Origin of the sequence: Ferruginibacter sp. HRS2-29, from assembly GCF_024343615.1 — a bacterium.
Classification (GTDB): Bacteria; Bacteroidota; Bacteroidia; order Chitinophagales; family Chitinophagaceae; genus Ferruginibacter.
Genome location: NZ_RJUB01000115.1, coordinates 1 through 413 on the forward strand (window position 1 = coordinate 1; position 413 = coordinate 413).

Consider the following 413-nt stretch of genomic DNA (forward strand, 5'->3'; position numbering starts at 1 on the left):
GCGGGGTTAAAGTAGATGGATTATTTACCACTACTACTGTAGCAGTAGAAGTACACCCGGTGGTAAGGTTCCTTACGGTAACATTATATGAATTAGGGGTAAGATTCGGGAACACCGGGCTTGCCTGGTAAGTTGTACCATTTACACTGTAAGTAAAGTTGGCACCCAGCGGCGAGGAGACTGTGATGGTTCCACCAGTAGCACAGGTAGCCTGTATAGTAACAGAAGCTGTTGGTGGCGGCAAAGCCGAAGGATTATTCACCACTACTACCGTAGCAAGTGAAGTACATCCCGTGGTAACATTTTTCACCGTAACGTTATAAGAATTCGGCGATAGGTTGGCAAATACCGGGCTGGCCTGGTAAGTTGCTCCGTCGATGCTGTAGGTATAATTGGCTCCCAGCGGCGAAGAC

Annotated in this window: 1 protein-coding gene; it reads right to left on the bottom strand. The window is 48.2% G+C overall.

Features of this window, described 5'->3' with window-relative positions; translation table 11 throughout:
- The coding region (locus EGI32_RS11460; protein ID WP_255155493.1) for a hypothetical protein at positions 1 to 413 on the bottom strand (413 nt) is incomplete at both ends.